This is a genomic window from Actinoplanes sp. NPDC004185 (assembly GCF_053603475.1).
In genome coordinates this window covers 81,413-98,253 of sequence record NZ_JBSGFR010000006.1, presented here as the reverse complement: position 1 = coordinate 98,253, position 16,841 = coordinate 81,413, and the positions used below count along the sequence as shown (strand labels likewise).

Here is a 16,841-nt window from a genome sequence, read left to right as displayed (position 1 = left end):
CCGGGCAGCGATCGCGCCCGGGGTCCACCGGCCCTGTGGACAAGGCCGTCCGGCCCGCGGACGGCCGGTCCGCCGAGAGCGAACAGCGGGAAAACGGGGCGACGCCCGCGGGGACACCTCGGTAGGTTCGCCGGGATCAATCGCTGCGGGGGTGGAGTTGATGGCCGGCCAGGACGTGGGCGCCGAGGTCGACCGGTCGGTGTGGAGCGAGTTCACCGCGGGGATGGGCGGCCGCTGGGCCCAGCGCCGGGCGATGCTGCGGATCCTGCCCGGCGGCGGCCCGGCCGTCGTCACCGGCGCGGTCCTGCTGCAGATCGTCGCCGGTCTGCTGCCCGTCGGCTTCGTGCTGGCCACCGCCGGGGTCATCGCCGGGGTGCCCGCCGCGGTCGACGGTGGCGTCGATTCGCCGGCCTGGGTCGACCTGCGCGATCACCTGATCACCGCCGCCGCGCTCTTCTTCGCCGTCCAGCTGGCGCTGCCGATGCAGGCGTTCCTCGGCGAGCTGATGCGCCGGCGCATCGACGACCGGGTCCGTGACCAGCTCATGGCCGACTCCTTCACCGGGTCCGGCATCGCCGTGCTGGAGGACCCCGAGGTGCTGGACCAGGCCGCCGACGGGATCTCCCTGCTGCGGTTCGCCGACTGGACGCCGGGTGCGGCCTGCGCCGGCTTCGTCGCCCTGCTCTCGCGCTATCTGCAGACGGTCGCCGCCGTGGTCGTCGTCGGCGTGGTGTGGCAGTGGTGGGCGGCGGTCGCGGTGCTGGCCGCCGGCCTGATCATCCGGTTCGGCTACCGCGTGGGCCTGTCCGTCTTCGGGCGCATCTACATGTCGCACCAGCGCACCCGGCGGCGGCGCTTCTACTTCCGGGACCTGTTGTTCACCGCGGTCGCGGCCAAGGAGATCCGGGTCTTCGGCCTGCTCGACTGGGTCGGCGACCGCTACGCGGACGCCTTCATGGCCAGCTCGGTCCCGGTCTGGCAGCAACGCCGCCGGATCTTCTACGGCCCGTACGTGCTCTACACCCTCGTGGCGTTCGTCCTGCTCGGCGGGACGCTGGCCCTGGCGGCGCGGGACGCGGCGGCCGGCGTGCTGGGCATCGGGGCGTTCCTGATCGTGATGCAGGCGGCGCTGTCCTCGGTCCGGATCGGCGCCTTCATCGCCGAGTCCGACGTGCAGACCGAGTACGGCCTGAACGCCCAGCAGGCGTTGCGCCGCCTGGGCGAGCTGACCGCCGCGGCCGCCGGCCCGGGCGGCGGCGATCTGCCCCAACCCGACCTGCCCATCCGGGAGATCCGCTTCGAGCAGGTCACCTTCCGCTACTCGCCCGGGTCACCGGCGGTGCTCGACCGGCTCGACCTGGTCATCCCGGCCGGCGCTTCGCTGGCTGTCGTGGGGCTCAACGGCGCCGGCAAGACCACGCTGGTCAAACTGCTCGCCCGCCTCTACGAGCCGGAGTCCGGCCGGATCACCGCCGACGGCGTGGACATCCGCACCTTCGACGGGGCCGCCTGGCAGCGCCGGGTCGCGGCGATCTTCCAGGACTTCGTGCACTTCGAGCTGCCGGTCCGCGACAACGTCGGCTTCGGCGCGGGCGAGCTGAACGACGACGCGGCGATCGAGGACGCGTTGCGCCGCGCCGGCGCCCTGGAGTTCGTCCAGCGGCTGCCGATCGGTCTCGACACCCCGCTGTCCCGGCAGTACACGGACGGTGCCGACCTCTCCGGCGGGCAGTGGCAGCGCATCGCGATCGCCCGCGCATTGATCGCGGTGCAGGGCGGCGCCCGGGTGCTGGTGCTGGACGAGCCGACGGCGAGCCTGGACGCCCGGGCCGAGGTGGCGTTCTTCTCCCACTTCCTGGATCTGACCCGGGGCGCGACCAGCCTGGTGATCTCGCACCGCTTCTCCACGGTCCGCCGGGCCGACCGGATCGCGGTGCTGGAGCACGGCCGGGTGCTGGAGTCGGGCACCCACGACCAGCTGCTCGCGGACGGCGGCCGCTATGCGGAGCTGTTCACCCTGCAAGCAGCCCGGTTCGCCGACGGTGACGAGCTGATCGAGGAGCCCGCTGATGCGTGACCTGTGGCTGGGCATCACCGGCGTGCTCGGTTCCTCCTGGCGGGCGAGCCGCGGCCGGCTGCTCATCTCCGCCTTCCTGATGCTGCTGGGCAACGTGAGCGCGCCCCTGATCGCCGTCTTCCTCGCGCTCACCACGGACGCGGCGCTGGACCGGGACACCTCCGCGGCGGTCTGGGCGGCGGCTGCCGTGGCCGTGGTCGCGCTGCTCAGCCTCACCATGGAGCATTTCGCGCACATCTTCTTCTTCGAGCTCGCCGATCTGCACCACCTGCGCATCGAGCGGGAGATCGGTGACCTCGCGCACGGCACGGCCGGGCTGGACCAGCACGAACGGCAGGACTACGCCGACCGGATGGAGCTGCTGCGCAAGGAGAGCTGGGAGGTGGCCGCGGGCGTGCAGACCGTGCTCACCGCGATCACCTTGAGCGTGCAGATCGTGCTGACCGGGGTGCTGCTCGCGCGGCTGGAGCCGTGGTTGCTGTTGTTGCCGCTGTTCGCCGTACCGCCGCTCGTCGCCGGCCGGATCGGTGAGGCCCGCCTGGAGCGGGCCGAGCTCGCCACCGCCGAGTCCCGCCGGCTCGGCTGGCACCTGCTGGAGCTGGCCGTGAGCCCGGCCGCCGCCAAGGAGATCCGGCTGTTCGGGCTGCAGCGCACGCTGCGGCAGCGCCAGGCCGCGGCCCGCCGCCGGGAGGAGATCCCGCTGCGCCGCGCCGAGCTGGCCGGTCTCGGCCTGCGGCTGGCCGGCCAGCTGATCTTCGCATGCGGGTACGTGGCCGCGGTCGTGCTCGTGGTCCGGTCCGCGATCGCGGGGGAGCGGTCCGTCGGCGACGTCGTCCTCGTCATCACGCTGGCCGTGCAGACCAACGCCCAGGCGGCCGGTGCGGTCGCCGTCGCGGGTTCGCTGCAACGCAATGCCCGCGCGCTGGCCCGGGTGCGCTGGCTGCGCCGGGAGTCGGCCGGCGCGGCGGATCCGATCGTGCCGGATCATCCGGTGCCGGCCACCCTGCGCGACGGCATCGCACTCGACGGGGTCGCGTTCCGCTATCCCGGCACCGACACCGACGTGCTGCGGGATGTGACGGTCCGGATCCCGGCCGGCGCCACCGTGGCCGTCGTCGGTGACAACGGCGCCGGCAAGTCCACGCTGGTCAAGCTGCTGTGCCGGTTCTACCGCCCGACCGCGGGCACGATCACGGTCGACGGCGTGGACCTGCGCCGGATCGACCCGGCCGGCTGGCGGGAGCGCATCGCGGCCGGTTTCCAGGACTTCGTGAAGCTCGACGCGCCGGCCCGGGAGAGCATCGGGGTGGGCGACCTGCCCCGCATCGCCGACCCCGAGGCGGTGCCCGCGGCCGTACGCCGGGCGGACGCGCAGGTGGTCGTCGACCGTCTCCCGAACGGGCTGGACTCCCACCTCGGCAAGTCCTACGAGGACGGTGAGGAGCTGTCCGGCGGCCAGTGGCAGCGGGTGGCGCTGAGCCGGGCGATGATGCGCGAGGAGCCGCTCCTGCTGCTGCTGGACGAGCCGACCGCGGCGCTGGACCCGCTGACCGAGCACGCTCTCTTCGAGCGCTACGCGCGCTCGGCCCGCGAGGTCGGCGGCCGCACCGGGGGCATCACGGTCCTGGTCTCGCACCGCTTCTCCACGGTACGGATGGCCGACCTGATCCTGGTCGTGGCGGACGGCCGGATCGCCGAGGCCGGCAGCCACCAGGAGTTGATGGCCCGCGCCGGCCTCTACGCCGAGCTGTTCACCCTCCAAGCTGAGGCGTACCGGTGAACAGGGCGCGCAGATAGCCCTCCGGCCGGTCCAGGAAACGCTTCCAGTGCGCGACGATCTCCAGCTCGTCCCACGTCACCTTGCGGATGCCCTGCCCGCTCAGCTCCAGGATCGTCGCTCCGGGCAGGGCGGTCAGCAGCGGCGAGTGGGTCGCCACGACGACCTGGGCGCCGGCCGCCCGCAGCGTGTCCAGCCGGGACAGCAGGCCCAGCGTGGAAATGAAGGACAGCGGTGCCTCCGGCTCGTCCATCAGATAGAAGCCGTAGCCGTGGAACTTGCGGTCGAGCAGCTCCAGGAAGCCCTCACCATGGCTGCGATCGTGCAGGTCGTGGTCGGGCCCGCCACCCAGACCCTCCAGGTACGTGTAGAGCCCGTGCATCGTCTCGGCCCGCAGAAAGTACGAGTTCACCATCCGGCCGGGAGTGCGGATCACCCGCAGCACCGACCCCAGCGCCGACTCGGTGGCCCGGGTGCTGTGCCGCGCGGACCGCGAACCGCCCTCCGGGTTCAGCCCGTGCACGGCGGCCAGCGCCTCGATGAGGGTCGACTTGCCCGAGCCGTTCTCGCCGACCACGAAGGTCACGCCGGCCGGGATGTTGAGGCCATGGTCGAGGATGGCTCTGATCGCCGGGATCTGCGCCCACCAGGCGTCCCGGTCGATCTCGGCGCCGGGATCCGCCTCGACCCGCCGGATCGGCCGGCCCGCCTCCCTGCCCACCGCGACCACACCTCAACCTAGCCTGACTCGCACGACGACAGGAGACCATGGTGGCCAAGCCGCTCCCGGCCGAGGAAGGCGAGTGGACCGCCCGCGACAGGGTGGTCGTTGTGCTCATCGCTGCCGGCCTGCTCGCTACCGGCCTGCTGATGACCGTCGGGGGCGTCGCGGTGAAGGTGAGTGCGGCCGCCAAGGCCGAGCGCCTGCGCACGCACGGCGTGGTGGCGACGGCGACGCTCGCGGATTTGAAAGGCCGGAACAAGGCGAGCATGACGAACGTCGAACTCCGCTACGTGCACGAGGGCCGGCAGCACCGCCAAAGGATCAACTGTCCCCAGCGGGACGCTTGCGATCCGACTCACGAACCTTCTTCAACTCGTGGAAAGGCGTGGTCATCGGTGTGCTCCTTCTGCTCGGCGGCGGCCTCGCCGGCTGGGTGCGATGGCACATCGACCACCCGGTCCGCCGTTCACGCTGAGCGCTACTCCTCGTCGTCCTCGTCGTCGCGGGCGAGCCAGGTCGCGAAGCGCTCGATGGCCGTCTCGAACTCCGGGTGGGCGTCGACGAAGTTCTTGAGCTGGTCGCCGACCCATTCCAGGGTCACGGACTCCTCGCCGCGCCGCTCGACGAGTTCCTCGATGCCACGATCGGTGAAGTACATGACCGGATAGTAAGCGGGGGCGTTCCGCCGCAGCGAAACGCCCCCGTCTTGCTCAGCGCCGGGTCACGGCCGGGGCAGGGCCGCCTCGACCAGGGCCGACTGCTCGGCGTCGTGCAGCTTGGCCGAGCCGACCGCCGGGGCGGCCGCGGCGGGCCGCGAGATGCGGCGCAGGCGTACGCCTTCCAGGTGCTCCAGCAGGTTGAGCGCCACGAACGACCAGGCGCCCTGGTTGGCCGGCTCCTCCTGCACCCACGCGAAGTCCTCCGCGTTCGGGTACTGGTTGAGGACCGCCTTGAGCTCCTCGACGGGCAGCGGGTAGATCTGCTCCATCCGGATGATCGCCGTGTCGGTGCTGCCACGCTCGGCCCGGGCCTGGAACAGGTCGTAGTAGACCTTGCCCGAGCAGAGCAGGACCCGCTTGACCGCGCCGGCGTCCAGCGGCGTGCCGTTGATCCCGGCGTCGGCGATGATCGGCTGGAACCGGCCGTTGGTGAAGTCGGCGACCGACGACACCGCCAGCTTGTGCCGCAGCAGCGACTTCGGCGAGAAGACGATCAGCGGCTTGCGCTTGGGCGACAGGGCCTGACGGCGCAGCAGGTGGAAGTAGTTCGCCGGGGTGGTCGGGTTGGCCACGCGCATGTTGTCCTGCGCGCACAGCTGCAGGAAACGCTCCGGACGGCCGGACGAGTGGTCCGGGCCCTGGCCCTCCTGACCGTGCGGGAGCAGCAGCACCAGCGACGACTGCTGGCCCCACTTCACCTCGCCGGACGAGATGAACTCGTCGACGATCGACTGGGCGCCGTTGACGAAGTCACCGAACTGCGCCTCCCAGAGCACCAGCGCCTCGGGGTTCTCGACCGAGTAGCCGTACTCGAAGCCCATCGCCGCGTACTCGCTGAGCAGCGAGTCGTGGGCGAAGAAGCGGGCGTTGCCGGTCGCCAGCGTGGACAGCGGCAGGAAGTCGTTGCCGGTCTTCGAGTCGACGATCGCGGCGTGCCGGGAAGTGAACGTGCCGCGGCGCGAGTCCTGGCCGGCCAGGCGCACGGTGACGCCCTGGCTCAGCAGCGAGCCGAAGGCGATCAGCTCACCCATGCCCCAGTCGATGCCGCCGTCGGTGGCCATCTTGGCCCGCCGGTCCAGCAGCTGCTGGACCCGCTTGTGCGGGGTGAAGCCCTCCGGCAGGTCGAGGTGGGCCTGGCCCACCGCCTGCACGCCGGCCGCGTCGATCGCGGTGTCGACCTGCGGCTCCGGCTCGTCGGTGGCCGAACGCTGGGCCCGCGGCGGGGAGCCGGCGGTGTCCCGGGTGTCCTTGAAGACCTTCTCCAGCTGCGCCTGGTAGTCGCGCAGCTGCTCCTGGGCGTCGTCCACGGTGAGGTCACCGCGGCCGATGAGCTCCTCGGTGTAGAGCTTGCGGACCGAACGCTTGGTGTCGATGATCTGGTACATCCGCGGGTTGGTCATCGACGGGTCGTCGCCCTCGTTGTGCCCGCGGCGGCGGTAGCAGACCAGGTCGATGACGACGTCCTTGTTGAACGCCTGGCGGTATTCGAAGGCGAGCCGGGCCACCCGGACGACGGCCTCGGGGTCGTCGCCGTTCACGTGGAAGATCGGCGCCTGGATCATGCGGGCCACGTCGGTCGAGTAGAGCGACGAGCGGCTGTACTCCGGGGCGGTGGTGAAGCCGACCTGGTTGTTGACGACCACGTGCACCGTGCCGCCGGTGCGGTACCCGCGCAGCTGGGAGAGGTTGAGCGTCTCGGCGACCACGCCCTGCCCGGCGAACGCGGCGTCACCGTGGATCAGGACCGGCAGCACCGTGTAGCCGTGCAGGCCCAGGTCGAGGCGGTCCTGCTTGGCCCGGACGATGCCCTCCAGCACCGGGTCCACGGCCTCCAGGTGAGACGGGTTGGCCACCACGCTGACGGTGGTCGCGCTCTCGCCGTCCGGCGTCGTGTATTTGCCGGTCTGGCCCAGGTGGTACTTGACGTCACCGGAGCCGTGGGCCGACTTCGGGTCCATCTGACCCTCGAACTCGTTGAAGATCTTCCCGTACGGCTTGCCGACGATGTTCGCGAGCACGTTGAGCCGGCCGCGGTGGGCCATGCCGATGACCATCTCGTCCAGGCCACCCTCGGCGGACGCCTGCAGCACCTCGTCCAGCAGCGGGATCAGCGACTCGCCGCCCTCGAGCGAGAAGCGCTTCTGCCCGACGTACTTGGTCTGCAGGAACGTCTCGAACGCCTCGGCCGCGTTCAGCCGGTTGAGGACGTGCTTCTGCTCCTCCGGCGACGGCTTGGTGTACTTGATCTCGATCCGGTCCTGGATCCAGCGCCGCTCCTCGGGGCCCTGGATGTGCATGTACTCGATGCCGACCCGGCGGCAGTAGGTGTCGCGCAGCACGCCGAGCACGTCGCGCAGCTTCATCTTCTGCTTGCCCGCGAAGCCCCCGACCGGGAAGGTCCGGTCCAGGTCCCACAGGGTCAGGCCGTGCTGGAGCACGTCCAGGTCGGGGTGCCGGCGGATCTCGAACTCGAGCGGGTCGGTGTCGGCCATCAGGTGACCGCGGACCCGGTACGCGTGGATCAGCTCGACCACCCGCGCGGCCTTGTCGATCTGCCCCTCGGAGGTCCGGGCCACGTCGCGCACCCAGCGCACCGGCTCGTACGGGATCCGCAGGGAGGTGAAGATGTCGTCGTAGAAGGCGTGCTCGCCGAGCAGGAACTCGTGCATCGCCTTCAGGAACTCGCCGGACTGCGCACCCTGGATGACCCGGTGGTCGTAGGTGCTGGTCAGCGTGGTGACCTTGCTGACGCCGTGCTCGGTGAGCGTCTCGTCGGACATGCCGGAGTACGGTGCCGGATACTCCATCGCGCCGACGCCGATGATGGCGCTCTGCCCGGCCATCAGGCGGGGGATGGAGTGCACGGTGCCGATGCCGCCGGGGTTGGTCAGCGAGATCGTGGTGCCGGCGTAGTCGTCCATGGTCAGCTCGTTGCGGCGGGCCCGGCGGACCACGTCCTCGTACGCCTGCCAGAACTTGCGGAAGTCCATCTGCTCGCAGTTCTTGATGGACGGCACGACCAGCGTGCGGGTGCCGTCCTTCTTGGCGAGGTCGATGGCGATGCCCAGGTTGATGTGCTCGGGCTGGACCATGGCCGGCTTGCCGTCCACCTCGGCGAAGGAGTTGTTCATCTCCGGGTGCGCCATGACCGAGCGGACCAGCGCCCAGCCGATGAGGTGGGTGAAGCTGACCTTGCCACCGCGGCCCCGGGCCAGATGGTTGTTGATCACGATGCGGTTGTCGACCAGGAGCTTGGCCGGGACGGCGCGCACCGAGGTGGCGGTGGGCACCTCCAGCGAGGCGTCCATGTTCTGCACGATCCGGGCCGCGACCCCGCGCAGCGTGGTGACCTTGGCGCCGGCCGCGGGGGCCGGTGCCTGCTTGGCCGGTGCCTGCTTGGCCGGGGCGGGCGTGACCGCCGCGGGCTTCGCGGGAGCCGGCTCGGCCGCCGGTGCGGGCTTGGCCGGGGCCGGCTTGGCGGGCACGGTGGGCTTCTCGGGCGCGATCGTCGACGCGGCGGGAGCGTCGGTGCCGGCCTTGGCGGCGGTGGCCTTCGCGTTGGCGGCGGTGGCCTCGTCGGGCGTCGCGATCGAGCCCGAGGCCATCGCCGGCTTGTAGTCGGCGAAGAAGTCGTGCCAGGCGGGGTCGACGCTGGACGGGTCGGCCAGATAGCGCTGGTACATCTCGTCGACGATCCACTCGTTCGGACCGAAGTCCGCGAGTGGATTTTCATGCGAAGTCTGCTGGGTCGACACTTCCGTGTTCGCCTCTTTCACCAAGTTGTCAGCACGCGACGTTCGTCACACGGGACGGAAAGGAAATCGCCGTCAAGGCTACGCCGTGAGATTTCCGTGACCATCCGGACGTCCGGTCTGTGACCAACTTCCTGAGGGCGAGAAGGACACTCAGGCGATGTCCCGCCGCTTCATGAGCCAGGTGCCGAGTCCGCCGGCGAGCACCGCGTAGCCGATCAGCACGACGGCGCCGACCCAGCGGGGCGGGTTGCCGGGCAGCTCGGTGCCGGAGACCATCAGCTGCGAGGCCAGCGGCGGGACCAGCACCTGCAGCTTGCCGAACCAGTCGCCGATGCGCGGGGTGAGCAGGAAGAAGATCGTGGTGGCGCCGAAGTAGCCGATCACGTAGGTCGTGCTCAGCGCGATGGTGGCACCGATCTGGCTGCGGATCAGCACCCCGGCGCCGACGCCGAGAATCGCCCACAGGGCGTACGCCAGCGCGTTGAGCCCGACCGCCCGCCAGATCGCCGGCTCACCGAGCTGGGAACCGATGTTGAGCGCGTCCAGGATGAACGGCACGAAGACCAGGTTGAGCAGGGTGGTGATGAGCCAGAAGGCCAGCCCGAGCAGGGTCGAGGCGATCAGCTTGGCCAGCACCACGGACTCGCGGCGCGGAGTCACCAGGAAGGTGGTGGTGGCCGTCTGGTGGAAGAACTCGTTCGTCACCACGATCGCGGCCAGCAGCATCACCATCAGCACGCCGAAGAACTGGCCGCTGGTGTAGAGGTTCGACGCCACGTTGACGGCCTCGTTGGCCACCCGGACCTGCTCCGCCTGGTCCGGGCTCAGGCCCTCGGTGGACTCCGCGCCCGCGTTGACGGTGCTGCCGGCCCAGTTGATCAGCAGGGTCAGCGCCCACAGCACGAAGGTGACCAGGCCGAGGATCCACCAGGTGGAGGTGGACCGGATCTTGAAGAGTTCGGCTTTCACCAGGTTCATCGGATGCCCGCCTTTCCGGCCGTCAGCTGCAGGAAGACCTGTTCCAGATCGGCGCGCTCGCCGGCCAGCTCGTGCAACTCCACCGAGCTGGTGAAGGCGGTGTGCCCCACGGCGGCCGCGTCCAGGCCGGAGACCAGCAGGGCGCCGTCGGGCAGCGGGGTCACGGTGGCGTTGCGCTCGGAGAGCGCGGCGGTCAGCGCCTCGGCCTGCGGGGTGCGCACGCGCACCTGGGTCATCCCGGTCATCGAGCCGAGCACCTCGCCGACCGGGCCCTGCCGGACCAGCTTGCCGGCGGCGATGATCACCACGTCGTCGGCGAGCTGCTGCATCTCGCCGAGCAGGTGGCTGGAGACCAGCACCGTACGGCCCTCGGCGGCGAGCGCCTTGAGCAGGTCGCGCATCCAGCGGATGCCCTCGGGGTCGAGCCCGTTGGCCGGCTCGTCGAGGATCAGCACCCGTGGATTGCCCAGCAGCGCCGCGGCGATGCCGAGCCGCTGCTTCATGCCCAGCGAGTAGCCCTTGAACTTGCGCTTGGCCGCCGGGGTCAGCCCGACCTTGGCCAGCGCCTCGTCGGCGGCCTGCCAGGGCAGCCCGGCCGCGGTGCAGATCATCCGCAGGTGGTTGAGCCCGGTGCGGCCCTTGTGCGCGCTGGAGGCCTCGAGCACGGCGCCGACGTGCCGGATCGGCTGATCGAGGTCGTTGTAGCGCACGCCGCCGAAGGTCGCCGTGCCGGCGCTCGGCGTGACCAGGCCCAGCAGCATGCGCAGGGTGGTGGTCTTGCCCGCGCCGTTGGGACCCAGGAACCCGGTGACCCGCCCGGAGTGCACGGTGAACGACAGGTCGTCCACGGCTCGCAGCGACTTGTAGTGCTTGGTGAGGTGGGAGACGACGATCTCCTCGGACCCGGCCGTCACGTTTGCTCCTCACTGATCGACTGAGCGCTCAACCTACCGGTTCGCGGCAATCCCGGCGGCCCCATCGGCGACTGCGGGAAGAGTCGTTCACGTGAGCGTCATCCGGGGCCACCTGGAGCGACACGCCGTCGGCAGACGCGAGCTCTACACAGATCTCATGACGGTACTCATGACCGCCGCCGCACCCACCGGGACCAGCGGCTACTCGCTCCTCATCGCCGACGACGCCAGCCAGGTCGCGGCCGCGCAGCGCCTGCGCCACGACGTCTTCGCCGCCGAGCTCGGTGCCACGCTGCGCGGCGCCACCCCCGACGGCCGCGACGTCGACGAGTTCGACGACTTCTGCGACCACCTGATCGTCCGGGACGACGCGACCGGCCTGGTCGTCGGCACGTACCGGATGATGACCCCGAAGGCCGCCCAGCGCGCCGGGCGCCGCTACGGCGACGGCGAGTTCGACCTCAGCGGGCTGAGCCCGCTGCGCGATCAGCTGGTCGAGACCGGCCGCTCCTGCGTGCACCCGGACCACCGCTCCGGCGCCGTGGTCAACCTGATGTGGGCGGGCATCGCCCGCTACCTGCACCTGAACAACCTGCGCTGGCTCGGCGGCTGTGCCTCGGTCGGCCTCGAGGACGGCGGCGCGACGGCGGCCGGCGTGTGGGCGCGGGTCTCCGCCAGGCACCTCGCGCCGCCGGCCCTGCGGGTGCGGCCGCGCAGCCCCTGGCTGGCCCGCACCGATCAGGTCGGTGACCCCAAAACGCAGGCTCCGCCGCTGCTCAAGGGCTATCTGCGGCTGGGCAGCTGGGTGTGTGGCGAGCCGGCCTACGACCCCGATTTCCACTGCGCCGACTTCTACGTGCTGTTCTCCATGGACCGGATGGACCCGCGCTACCGGCGCCACTTCCTGGGCGCGACCCGATGAGCGCCCCTCGTGAACTGGCCTGGGGTTTTCCGCCGCGGGTCAACTCAGCGTGGCAGCCGGCGTCGGCGTGCGGGGCGCAATGTCGGCCGGCCGGCGCGGAGGCTGTGCGAGCCGGGACCGCGGTGGTGCGGTTGATGGCGCTCCTCGGCGTACTGGTCAGTGCTCTGGTCCTGGTGCCGCTGCTGCGGCACGCCGCCGCGCGGATGATCTCCCGCGGCATCCTCGCGGCCCTCGGGGTCAAGCTGGTGTGGCGCGGCCCGGCGCCGCGGCCCGGCAGCCTGCTGGTGGCCAACCACGTCTCCTGGCTGGACGTCGTCGCGCTGCTGGCGGTGACGCCGGTCCGGCTGGTCGCCAAGCACGACGTGCGGGCCTGGCCCGCGGTGGGCGCGCTGGCCGCCCGGACCGGGTCGATCTTCGTCGACCGGACCCGCCCGAAGCGGCTGCCGGCGACGGTGGCCGAGGTGACCGCGGCGCTGCGGGCCGGCCGGTCGGTCGCGGTCTTCCCGGAGGGTACGACGTTCTGCGGCGCCGAACGCGGGCGCTTCCGGCCGGCGGTCTTCCAGGCGGCGGTGGACGCGGGCGCCCCGGTCGTGCCGATCGCGATCCGGTACGGCTCCCCGCAGGCGTCCTTCGTCGGCGACGACACCCTCTGGTCCTCGGTCCGCCGGGTGGCCGGTCTGCGCGGCCTGACCGTGACGCTGGTCGGCTCGCCGGCGCTGCGCCCGGAGCCCGGGGCCGACCGGCGCGCGCTGGCCCGGGCGGCTCAGGCATCGGCCGGACTGCGGTCCACCACCTTCGATCTTGCCGCCTAGCGGGCTCACAGAAAACTTTCAGGCACTGTGCAGCGCAGGCGCAGCGACCTGGACGAAGATGGTGGGCATGGCCGCCACCCAGACCCAGGGAAAGCAGAGCGAGGCGAAGCTCCTCGTCGTCGAGGACGACGCGAACATCCTCGAGCTGCTCTCCGCCAGCCTGCGTTTCGCAGGGTTCGACGTCAGCACCGCCACCAGCGGCAGCGCCGCCGTCAGTGCGGCCAAGAACGCCACCCCCGACCTCGTCGTCCTCGACGTGATGCTGCCCGACCTCGACGGTTTCGAGGTCATCCGGCTCATGCGCGAGGGCGGCGCCCGTACGCCCGTGGTCTTCCTGACCGCCCGCGACGGCACCGACGACAAGATCCGGGGCCTCACGCTCGGCGGCGACGACTACGTGACCAAGCCGTTCAGCCTCGAGGAGCTCACCGCCCGGATCCGGGCCGTGCTGCGCCGCACCACCGCCGGTGACGAGGAGCCGTCGCGCCTGGTCTTCGCCGACCTCGAGCTCGACGAGGAGACGCACGAGGTCTACCGGGCCGGTCAGCGCGTGCAGCTCTCGCCCACCGAGTTCAAGCTGCTGCGTTACCTGATGCTCAACGCCAACCGGGTGCTCTCCAAGGCGCAGATCCTCGACCACGTGTGGAAGTACGACTTCCGGGGTGACGACAACATCGTGGAGTCGTACATCTCGTACCTGCGCCGCAAGGTGGACAACGTCCAGCCGCGACTGATCCACACGCTCCGCGGCGTCGGCTACGTGCTGCGCAAGCCCGCGGCATGAGCCGACCGTGTCCCTGACCATCACCGACCGGGTCCGCAGCCACGTCCCCGAGACCAACCTGCGGCGGGTGCCGCTGCGCACCAAGCTCGTCGCCGCCGTGCTGGCCCTCGTGTTCGCGGCGCTGTCCCTGATCAGCGCCGCGAGCACCTACGCGCTGCACAGCTACATGATCAACCGGCTCGACGTGGGCCTGGTCCGGTTCACCGACACGCTGGAGAACCTCAAGGGCAACGAGACGCTGATCCTGCCGGCCGACTACTACGTCAACGTCACCACGGTGGACGGCATCGGCGACCCGGACTACCCGAAGTACGACCCCGCGCTGAAGCCGAGCCAGCTGCCGCCGGTGCTCAAGGGCGTCAACGAGGTCAACAAGCACATCGGCAAGCAGTACACGGTCAAGTCCGCCGACGGGACCGTGATCTGGCGGATGCTGGTCACCTACGTCAACGGCGGCACCGTGCTGCACGCCGGGCAGCGGCTGCGCGGCATCGACGAGGCGATCGCCCGGCTCATCTGGGTCGACGTCCTGGTCGGCGCCGGGGTGCTGTTCGCCCTGGCCGCGGTGGGTGCGGCCATCGTGCGGCAGAGCCTGATCCCGCTGGGGCAGATCGAGCGGACCGCCGCCGCCATCGCGGCCGGCGACCTGACCCAGCGCGTGCCCGATCCCGAGCCCGACGAGGGCGAACCCAAGACCGAGCTGGGCCGGCTGTCCCGGGCCCTGAACGCGATGCTGGCCCAGATCGAGGCGGCCTTCACCGCCCGCGCGCTGTCCGAGACCGCCGCCCGCGCCGCGGAGTCGCAGGCCCGCGACGCCGCCGAGGCCGCGCAGATCTCCGAGTCCCGCGCGGTGCGCTCGGAGCAGAAGATGCGCCAGTTCGTCGCGGACGCCTCGCACGAGCTGCGGACCCCGCTGACCTCCATCCGCGGTTTCGCCGAGCTGTACCGCCAGGGCGCGGTCGCCAACCCGGAGGACACCGCCAAGCTGGTACGCCGCATCGAGGACGAGGCGGCCCGGATGGGGCTGCTGGTCGAGGACCTGCTGCTGCTCGCCCGCCTGGACCGCGAGCGCCCGGTCGAGCTGGCCCCGGTGGAGCTCCCGGTGCTGGCCATGGACGCGGTGCAGGCGGCCCGGGCCACCGCCCCGGACCGCAAGATCGAGCTGGACGTGCGGGAGTCGCCGGAGAAGCTGGTCGCGTACGGCGACGACGCCCGGCTGCGGCAGGTCATCGGCAACCTGATGACCAACGCCCTGGTGCACACGCCGGCCGATGCCGCGGTGACCCTCTCGCTCTATCCGGAGTCGGGCAACCGTGCGGTCATCGAGATCGCCGACACCGGGCCGGGTCTGTCGCCCGAGCAGAGCGAGCACGTCTTCGAACGCTTCTACCGCGCCGACGAGGCCCGGACCCGGCACACGGACCGCGCGGCCACCGGCACGGGGCTGGGCCTGGCCATCGTGGCCGCGATCGTCCGGGCCCACCACGGCACTGTGGAGGTGCTGAGCGAGCCGGGCGAGGGGGCGACCTTCCGGGTCACTTTGCCCGCTCTGGAACCGGACGACTCCTGATTTTCCCGGCACTTCCATTCACAGAAAACGTCCAGGGCCAGCACAGGTGAGTCGGAGCGGACAGGGGCAATGTAGTCCGCATGAACGAGTACGAGACCGACCCGCAGCGGCACGAAAGCTCACCGTCCGAGGAGCTGTCGCACCGGCCCGCGGACGCCTCTCCCGCGACCAGTCCGGAGCGGGGACAGTCCGACACCACGGCGCAGCAGCCGACGCTGAGCCAGCCGGCCGCCCCCCAGTCCGGCGTTCCCCAGTCCGGCGCTCCGCAGCCGGGTGCGCCTCAGCAGCAGGGCCCCTGGCCCGCGTCGCCCTGGCAGCGCGGTGGCCAGCACCCGGCCCAGCCGCACGGAGCTCAGCAGGGACCGCCGCAGCACCACACGCAGCCACTGCCCTACGGTCAGCAGCCTTACGGCGCCGGCCAGCCGCAGTATCCCGGCCAGACGCAGCCGCCCTACGCGGGTGCCTACGCCGGCCAGCCCCACCCGCAGTACGCGGCCCAGGGAGCGCCCGGCCAGCCCGGTCAGTGGACGCCCGGTGGCGGCGTACCCCCGCAGCCGGACGCCCCGGCGTGGGCCCAGGCCGTCGGCACCGAGCAGCGTGACCCCGCGCGGGCCGGCCGCGGCCGTAAGATCTTCGTGGCCGGGGCGGCCGCGGTGCTGATCGCCCTCGGTGCCGGTGGCGTCGGCGCGGCCGCCGCGCTCGCGTTCGACAATGACAACAACCCCAGGACCGTGCAGACCGCCGACGCTTCGGTGAACCGGGTGGTCGACCGTTCGTCGCTCGCCCAGATCGTCGCGGCGGTCAAGGACAGCGTCGTCTCGATCACCACCCAGACCGGTGAGGGCTCGGGCGTGGTGATCAGCGCCGACGGCTACATCGTGACCAACAACCACGTGGTCGCCACCGCCACCGGCGACTCGGTCACCGTCATCTTCGCCAACGGCAAGAAGGCCCAGGCCAAGATCGTCGGCACCGACCCGCGGACCGACCTCGCGGTGATCAAGGCGGACGGCGTCTCCGACCTGGCCGCGGCGAAGTTCGGCGACAGCTCGAAGATGCAGGTCGGCGACACCGTGCTCGCGCTCGGCAGCCCGCTGGGCCTGGAGGGCTCGGTGACCGAGGGCATCATCAGCGCCAAGGACCGCACCATCCGGTCCGGCGGTGAGGACGAGCAGACCCCGCAGAACCCGTTCGGCGGCCAGCAGCAGCAACAGCAGCAGAGTGCCGGGACGACCTCGATGTCCGGCCTGCTGCAGACCGACGCCCCGATCAACCCGGGTAACTCCGGCGGCGCGCTGGTCAACACCAACGGAGAGGTGATCGGCATCAACTCCGCCATCGCCACCTCCGGGCAGGGCTCGGGCAACATCGGCCTCGGCTTCGCCATCCCGAGCAACAAGGTCAAGGACGTGGCCGACGCCCTGATGGCGGGCAAGAAGGTCAGCCACCCGGCGCTGGGCGTCAGCGTGACCGAGGCCGAGGGCGGCGGCGCGCTGGTCAGCACGGTCACCGAGGGCGGCGCGGCGGCCAAGGCCGGCCTGGAGCGCGGCGACGTCATCAACTCGGTGAACGGCAAGGCCGTCAACGACTCCGACGACCTGATCGGGATCGTCCAGTCCGCCAAGGTCGGCGACAAGGTGACCGTCGTCTTCACCCGCAACGGCCAGCAGCAGACGGTCAGCGCGGCGCTGACCGAGGCCTCCTAAACCAACCTGGCGCCGCTCGGGCCATCGGGCGGCGTCACCTCCCCACGGCGGTGGGTGGTCGCGATCAAGGGGGTTGATCGCGACCACCCACCGCACCTTTATG

13 protein-coding genes are annotated in these 16,841 nt (G+C 71.2%); 7 read left to right on the top strand and 6 right to left on the bottom strand.

Annotated elements, in window-relative coordinates; translation table 11 throughout:
• Positions 1 to 160 precede the first annotated feature (160 nt).
• Together ACWEOZ_RS08300 and ACWEOZ_RS08295 are read left to right on the top strand one after the other, a co-directional pair.
• Complete coding sequence (locus ACWEOZ_RS08300) at positions 161 to 2,077, top strand: ABC transporter ATP-binding protein (protein ID WP_451910047.1); 1,917 nt, start codon at positions 161 to 163, stop codon at positions 2,075 to 2,077.
• Entirely contained in the window at positions 2,070 to 3,857 is a 1,788-nt protein-coding gene (locus tag ACWEOZ_RS08295; RefSeq protein WP_451910046.1) for an ABC transporter ATP-binding protein, read from the top strand. Before ACWEOZ_RS08300 ends, ACWEOZ_RS08295 begins: the two co-directional genes overlap by 8 nt.
• On the opposite strand, the gene ACWEOZ_RS08290 is transcribed toward ACWEOZ_RS08295, so the two are convergent.
• The 6 genes from ACWEOZ_RS08290 to ACWEOZ_RS08265 all read right to left on the bottom strand — a co-directional run bounded on the left by ACWEOZ_RS08290 (position 3,829) and on the right by ACWEOZ_RS08265 (position 10,944).
• Entirely contained in the window at positions 3,829 to 4,575 is a 747-nt protein-coding gene (locus ACWEOZ_RS08290) for an AAA family ATPase (RefSeq protein WP_451910045.1), read from the bottom strand. The two genes, ACWEOZ_RS08295 and ACWEOZ_RS08290, sit on opposite strands and share 29 nt — an antisense overlap.
• Before the next feature lie 17 nt (positions 4,576 to 4,592).
• Positions 4,593 to 4,937 carry a hypothetical protein gene (locus tag ACWEOZ_RS08285; RefSeq protein ID WP_451910044.1) on the bottom strand — a complete coding sequence of 115 codons (345 nt, stop codon included), beginning with the start codon at positions 4,935 to 4,937 and terminating at the stop codon, positions 4,593 to 4,595.
• Between the two features lie 119 nt (positions 4,938 to 5,056).
• Positions 5,057 to 5,236: a DUF6104 family protein gene (locus tag ACWEOZ_RS08280; protein ID WP_451910043.1), complete on the bottom strand. Its 180-nt coding sequence runs from the start codon at positions 5,234 to 5,236 to the stop codon at positions 5,057 to 5,059.
• A 63-nt stretch (positions 5,237 to 5,299) separates the two neighbouring features.
• Entirely contained in the window at positions 5,300 to 9,052 is a 3,753-nt protein-coding gene (locus ACWEOZ_RS08275; protein WP_451910042.1) for a multifunctional oxoglutarate decarboxylase/oxoglutarate dehydrogenase thiamine pyrophosphate-binding subunit/dihydrolipoyllysine-residue succinyltransferase subunit, read from the bottom strand.
• A gap of 150 nt (positions 9,053 to 9,202) precedes the next feature.
• Positions 9,203 to 10,030 (bottom strand): ABC transporter permease, encoded by an 828-nt coding sequence (locus ACWEOZ_RS08270; protein ID WP_451910041.1) that lies wholly within the window; start codon positions 10,028 to 10,030, stop codon positions 9,203 to 9,205.
• Positions 10,027 to 10,944: an ABC transporter ATP-binding protein gene (locus ACWEOZ_RS08265; RefSeq protein WP_451910040.1), complete on the bottom strand. Its 918-nt coding sequence runs from the start codon at positions 10,942 to 10,944 to the stop codon at positions 10,027 to 10,029. Before ACWEOZ_RS08265 ends, ACWEOZ_RS08270 begins: the two co-directional genes overlap by 4 nt.
• Positions 10,945 to 11,101: 157 nt before the next feature.
• Here ACWEOZ_RS08265 and ACWEOZ_RS08260 point away from each other — a divergent pair, with 157 nt between their 5' ends.
• From ACWEOZ_RS08260 to ACWEOZ_RS08240, 5 genes are all read left to right on the top strand, one after another.
• Positions 11,102 to 11,866 (top strand): GNAT family N-acetyltransferase, encoded by a 765-nt coding sequence (locus ACWEOZ_RS08260; protein ID WP_451910039.1) that lies wholly within the window; start codon positions 11,102 to 11,104, stop codon positions 11,864 to 11,866.
• Positions 11,867 to 12,000: 134 nt separating this feature from the next.
• A complete protein-coding gene (locus tag ACWEOZ_RS08255) occupies positions 12,001 to 12,678 on the top strand; it encodes a lysophospholipid acyltransferase family protein (protein ID WP_451910038.1) in 678 nt (225 codons plus the stop codon).
• Between the two features lie 67 nt (positions 12,679 to 12,745).
• Positions 12,746 to 13,462 carry a response regulator transcription factor gene (locus ACWEOZ_RS08250; RefSeq protein WP_023562178.1) on the top strand — a complete coding sequence of 239 codons (717 nt, stop codon included), beginning with the start codon at positions 12,746 to 12,748 and terminating at the stop codon, positions 13,460 to 13,462.
• Positions 13,463 to 13,475: 13 nt separating this feature from the next.
• Positions 13,476 to 15,032 (top strand): sensor histidine kinase, encoded by a 1,557-nt coding sequence (locus tag ACWEOZ_RS08245; protein ID WP_451910176.1) that lies wholly within the window; start codon positions 13,476 to 13,478, stop codon positions 15,030 to 15,032.
• An 80-nt stretch (positions 15,033 to 15,112) separates the two neighbouring features.
• Positions 15,113 to 16,738: a trypsin-like peptidase domain-containing protein gene (locus ACWEOZ_RS08240; protein ID WP_451910037.1), complete on the top strand. Its 1,626-nt coding sequence runs from the start codon at positions 15,113 to 15,115 to the stop codon at positions 16,736 to 16,738.
• The last annotated feature ends 103 nt before the right edge of the window (positions 16,739 to 16,841 follow it).

Coding starts and splice junctions, on each gene's coding strand:
- ACWEOZ_RS08295 (WP_451910046.1), top strand. CDS start 2,070: ATGCGTGACCTGTGGCTGGGCATCACCGGCGTGCTCGGTTCCTCCTGG.
- ACWEOZ_RS08260 (WP_451910039.1), top strand. CDS start 11,102: ATGACGGTACTCATGACCGCCGCCGCACCCACCGGGACCAGCGGCTAC.
- ACWEOZ_RS08270 (WP_451910041.1), bottom strand. CDS start 10,030: ATGAACCTGGTGAAAGCCGAACTCTTCAAGATCCGGTCCACCTCCACC.
- ACWEOZ_RS08240 (WP_451910037.1), top strand. CDS start 15,113: ATGAACGAGTACGAGACCGACCCGCAGCGGCACGAAAGCTCACCGTCC.
- ACWEOZ_RS08255 (WP_451910038.1), top strand. CDS start 12,001: ATGGCGCTCCTCGGCGTACTGGTCAGTGCTCTGGTCCTGGTGCCGCTG.
- ACWEOZ_RS08280 (WP_451910043.1), bottom strand. CDS start 5,236: ATGTACTTCACCGATCGTGGCATCGAGGAACTCGTCGAGCGGCGCGGC.
- ACWEOZ_RS08250 (WP_023562178.1), top strand. CDS start 12,746: ATGGCCGCCACCCAGACCCAGGGAAAGCAGAGCGAGGCGAAGCTCCTC.
- ACWEOZ_RS08300 (WP_451910047.1), top strand. CDS start 161: ATGGCCGGCCAGGACGTGGGCGCCGAGGTCGACCGGTCGGTGTGGAGC.